Origin of the sequence: Pseudomonas sp. MF6776, from assembly GCF_016613125.1 — a bacterium.
Lineage (GTDB): Bacteria > Pseudomonadota > Gammaproteobacteria > Pseudomonadales > Pseudomonadaceae > Aquipseudomonas > Aquipseudomonas iridis.
Genome location: NZ_JAENSQ010000070.1, coordinates 1 through 4,527 on the forward strand (window position 1 = coordinate 1; position 4,527 = coordinate 4,527).

The 4,527-nt window shown below is 63.5% G+C and carries 5 protein-coding genes and 1 pseudogene; 3 read left to right on the top strand and 3 right to left on the bottom strand.

Going from position 1 to position 4,527, the window contains the following annotated elements:
- Together JJD74_RS30210 and JJD74_RS30215 are read left to right on the top strand one after the other, a co-directional pair.
- A pseudogene (locus tag JJD74_RS30210) lies at window positions 1-95 on the top strand (putative toxin-antitoxin system toxin component, PIN family); the annotation flags it as partial.
- A gap of 3 nt (window positions 96-98) precedes the next feature.
- Complete coding sequence (locus tag JJD74_RS30215; protein WP_003299771.1) at window positions 99-3,092, top strand: Tn3 family transposase; 2,994 nt, start codon at window positions 99-101, stop codon at window positions 3,090-3,092.
- A 12-nt stretch (window positions 3,093-3,104) separates the two neighbouring features.
- Here JJD74_RS30215 and JJD74_RS30220 read toward each other — a convergent pair whose 3' ends face one another.
- The 3 genes from JJD74_RS30220 to JJD74_RS30230 are packed head-to-tail and all read right to left on the bottom strand — an operon-like array spanning window position 3,105 to window position 3,963.
- Window positions 3,105-3,317 carry a GDCCVxC domain-containing (seleno)protein gene (locus JJD74_RS30220; protein ID WP_003089113.1) on the bottom strand — a complete coding sequence of 71 codons (213 nt, stop codon included), beginning with the start codon at window positions 3,315-3,317 and terminating at the stop codon, window positions 3,105-3,107.
- Window positions 3,318-3,324: 7 nt separating this feature from the next.
- A complete protein-coding gene (merP, locus tag JJD74_RS30225) occupies window positions 3,325-3,600 on the bottom strand; it encodes a mercury resistance system periplasmic binding protein MerP (RefSeq protein WP_060767731.1) in 276 nt (91 codons plus the stop codon).
- 12 nt (window positions 3,601-3,612) lie between these two features.
- Window positions 3,613-3,963 (bottom strand): mercuric transporter MerT family protein, encoded by a 351-nt coding sequence (locus tag JJD74_RS30230; protein ID WP_003089115.1) that lies wholly within the window; start codon window positions 3,961-3,963, stop codon window positions 3,613-3,615.
- Between the two features lie 74 nt (window positions 3,964-4,037).
- Between JJD74_RS30230 and merR the strand changes: the two genes are divergently transcribed.
- Entirely contained in the window at window positions 4,038-4,436 is a 399-nt protein-coding gene (gene merR, locus JJD74_RS30235; RefSeq protein ID WP_003089120.1) for an Hg(II)-responsive transcriptional regulator, read from the top strand.
- Window positions 4,437-4,527 lie beyond the last annotated feature (91 nt).

Below are 4,527 nucleotides of genomic sequence, written 5' to 3' on the forward strand. Positions count from 1 at the left end.
TAACCGGTGATCGCCGCGCCGGCCTGCTGCAACGCGGGCACATCGAACGCACGCGGATCGTCACGCCCGCCGTGTTCTGCGTCGAGGTGCTGTGATCAATGCCGGTCGGTTTTCTGACTCAAGAGCAACGCGACGGTTTTGGCCGCTATGTTGATTCGCCCAGCCGTGAAGAGCTGGAACGTTACTTCCACCTGAGCGATGAAGACCGTGAAGCCATCCAGGTGCTGCGGGGTAACCATAACCGTCTGGGTTATGCCGTTCTGCTGACCACCGTCCGCTTCGTTGGCGTTCTGCCGGACAAGCCCGCCGCCGTGCCGGTGGAAGTCCTGCAGGTGCTTTGCCGACAACTGGCGATTCCAGACCCCGACTGCCTCCAGCGCTATAGCGATCATCGCCGCTGGATACATGCCACCGATATTCAGAACCGCTTTGGCTATCGTCATTTCACCGATCCGGGCATCGGCTTTCGCTTGAGCCGCTGGCTGTATGCCCTCTGCTGGACGGGCACCGACCGGCCGGGAGTGCTGTTTGAGCGAGCCACCTCGTGGCTGTTCACACAGAAAGTCCTCCTGCCTGGTGTGTCTCAACTAGAGCGCTTTATCGCCCAGTTGCGCAGTCGGGTCGAAGAACGCCTCTGGTTTACGCTGGGCCGCAGCGTGACTGAGGAACAGCGATTGCAACTGCAAGACTTGCTGACGGTGGCCGAAGGCAACCGCAGCTCCCGGCTGGATCAATTGCGCTCCGGCCCGGTCATGGTCAGTGGCCCCGCGTTGATTCGGGCACTGCGCCGGCTCGATGACGTGCGCGGCATCGGCATCACCTTGCCGGCGGCGGCGCACATCCCTCCCAGCCGTATCGCCGCCCTGGCCCGCTTCGCCAACACGGCCAAGGTCACCGCGATTAATCGGCTGCCGGCGTCGCGGCGGATGGCGACACTGGTGGCCTTCGCACTCTGCCTGGAGGCGACTGCGCACGACGACGCACTGGAAGTCCTGGAGGCCTTGCTGCGCGACCTGTTCAGCAACGCGGAGAAGGCCGACAAGAAAGCCCGCATGCGCAGCCTGAAAGACCTGGATCGGTCGGCCGCGACGCTCGCCGCCGCGTGCAAGGTCGTGCTGGACAGCTCGATCAGCGATGACAACGTGCGCGCCCGGCTGTTCAACGACCTGCCGAGGACCACCCTGGAAAAGGCCCTGGAAGAGGTCAACGCGCTGATCCGCCCGGTAGATGACGTCTATTTTCTTGCATTGGAAGCGCGCTACCGCAGCGTGCGCCGCTTCCTGCCCGACCTGCTCAAGCACATCCGCTTCGGCTTCAGCCCGGCCGGCAAGGGCGTGGCGGCTAGTCTGGAGTGGCTGCAACTGAACCTGCCGCGCCGGAAGCCAGAGGATGACGCGCCGCAGGAGATCGTGGCCAAGGCTTGGCAGAAGCACATCACCCGCGAAGATGGCTCCCTCGACATGGGTGCCTATGTGTTCTGCACGCTCGATGCGCTGCGCACGGCCCTGCGCCGCCGCGATGTCTTCGTCTCGCCCAGTTGGCGCTATGCCGACCCGCGCCTTGGCCTGCTCGACGGTGCCGAATGGCTGGCGGCGCGACCGATCATCTGCCGGTCACTGGGCCTGACCATCGACGCCAAAACCACCCTGGACGCCTTGTCCGTCGAGCTGGATGCAACCTGGCTGGCAGTAGCCGCGCGCCTGCCCGACAACCCGGCGATTCAACTGAGCGAGAACACCGAGGGCAAGACCGAACTGTCGCTCGGGGCGCTGGACAAGCTGGACGAGCCCTGCTCGTTGCTGCAACTGCGGGCGGCCGTGTCTGACCTGATGCCGCGTGTCGATCTGCCGGAAATCCTCTTGGAAATCGCCGCCCGCACTGGCTTTTCCGAGGCCTTCACCCATGTCTCCGAACGCAATGCACGCGCCGACAACCTGGTCACCAGCCTCTGCGCGGTGCTGTTGGGCGGGGCCTGCAACACCGGCCTGGAGCCCTTGATCCGCACCGACAACCCGGCGCTGCGCCGTGACCGGCTGTCCTGGGTCAGCCAGAATTATATCCGCGACGACACCCTGTCAGCGGCTAACGCCATCCTGGTCGGAGCGCAAAGCCAACTGGAACTGGCCCAAGTCTGGGGTGGCGGCGAGGTCGCCTCCGCCGATGGCATGCGCTTCGTCGTACCGGTGCGCACCGTGCATGCCGGCCCCAATCCGAAGTATTTCGGCACCGGCCGGGGTGTCACCTGGTACAACCTGATTTCCGACCAATTCTCCGGCCTCAACGCCATCACCGTGCCCGGCACGCTGCGCGACAGCCTGGTGTTGCTGGCGGTCGTGCTGGAACAGCAGACCGAGTTGCAGCCGACGCAAATCATGACCGACACCGGGGCCTACAGCGATGTGGTGTTCGGGCTCTTCCGCCTACTTGGCTACCACTTCAGTCCGCGGCTGGCCGATGTCGGCGGTACCCGCTTCTGGCGCACGCGCCCGGACGCGGACTACGGCAAGCTCAACGGGCTGGCCCGCCAGTCGGTCAAACTCGACCTGATCGCCGAGCACTGGGACGACCTGCTGCGCCTGGCCGGCTCGCTCAAACTCGGCCGGGTGCCGGCGACTGGCATCATGCGCACGCTGCAAACGGGAGATAGACCCACCCGGCTGGCCCAGGCGCTGGCCGAATTCGGGCGGATCGAAAAGACTCTGCACACGTTGACCTATATCGACGACGAGTCCAAGCGCCGCGCCACCCTGACCCAGTTGAACCGAGGCGAAGGCCGGCACAGCCTGGCCCGCGCCGTGTTCCACGGCAAACGCGGCGAGCTCCGCCAGCGCTACCGCGAAGGCCAGGAAGACCAGCTCGGTGCTCTGGGCCTGGTGGTGAACATCATCGTGCTGTGGAACACCCTCTACATGACGGCGGCCGTGGAACGGCTCAAGCAGCACGGCTATCCAGTGCTGGAAGAGGATTTGGCCCGGCTATCGCCGCTGATCTACGAGCACATCAACATGCTCGGGCGGTATTCCTTTGCGGTACCGGAAGAAGTTGCGCGCGGCGAGCTGCGGCCACTGCGTAATCCAGACGACGACCTGTGATCCCCCTAAACGCTATGAGCAACACCCAAGCTGCTGCTGGATCGGCGGGCACTTCACCGAGCCGAACGAACAGAAAACGCAGCAATCCCCTGGGTTGGGGCGCAGCAGCGCCTTGCAGTTGCTGCACTCGTAATAGAACTGGCAGGCGTCCGTGGGCATGGTTTCCGGCTTGGCGAAGCCGCAGCGCGGGCAAGTCAGCACGGACTCAAGGACAATGGCGCTCATCGTGACCTCACTTCTGCACTGTGGAGCGGTATCCCGCGTTCGCGGTCGCCTCAGTCAGTGCCTCGGGCTGGGCCTTATCGGGATCGTAGGTGACGGTCGCCGTCTTCTGGTCGAAATTGACCTGGACGTCACTCACGCCGGACACCTTCTCCAGCGACTTCTTGACCGTGATCGGACAGAGTCCGCACGTCATGTTCTGCACGTCGAGCGTGACGGTTTTCGGGGGAGCCGCCAGCGCCACGAAGGGCAAGGCGAAAAGCACGGCGATCAGCAGTTTGCGCATGGTTAATCTCCTTCAGTAGAACAGCGGGGCGAGCCACGGCACGGCCAATAGGCCGAGCAGCAGCACGCTGACGATCCAGAACACGAGTCGCTGTCGCACGAGCGTGCGCGGATCGGCGCAGGGTGTACCTGGCGTACAAACCTGTGGCACCAGGTAGAGCTTGCGGAATGCCAATCCCAGGAACAGTAGAGTCAACCCGATGAAGAGGGGGCGTAGTGGCTCCATCATGGTCAGAGCGCCCACCCACGTACCGCCGACACCGAGTGCCAACAGCACCAGTGGCCCGACACAGCACACCGACGCACCGATGGCGGTCAGCGAACTCGCGACCAGCGAGCCTTTCCCGGTGAGTTGCATCCCCATTCCCATCTCCTGAGCCTGATTGCCTAGGTGCTATTCTAAACTCCGTACCAAAGTACGGAATCAAGGAGAAAGTGATGGCCACAGAGCTGACCATTGGCAAGCTGGCAGACGCCGCCGGGGTGAACGTCGAGACGATCCGCTACTACCAGCGACGCGGGCTGCTGGATGAACCAGCCAAACCCTTGGGTGGCCATCGGCGCTATCCGGTGGACATGGTGAAGCGACTGCGTTTCATCAAGCGGGCTCAGGCGCTGGGTTTCACGCTCTCGGAAGTCGGTGGACTGCTGACGCTGGATGAGTCGTGCGCCTGTGCCGAAACGCGAGCACGGGCTGCACGCAAGCTCGCGTTGATCGAGCAGAAGATGGCCGACTTGGTCGTCATGCAGCAACTGTTAGGCGAACTGGTGCAGCAATGTGATGCGGGAGACGGCGGAACGATCTGCCCGATCATCGAGGCACTGATCAGAGAGTAATGCCTGGCGGGTGAGCTGGAGATCGGAAAGCCCCTTTACGGTGGGATTCAGAGCTTACGTTGGTTTTTGGTTCCATTGCTCCCCAAACCCC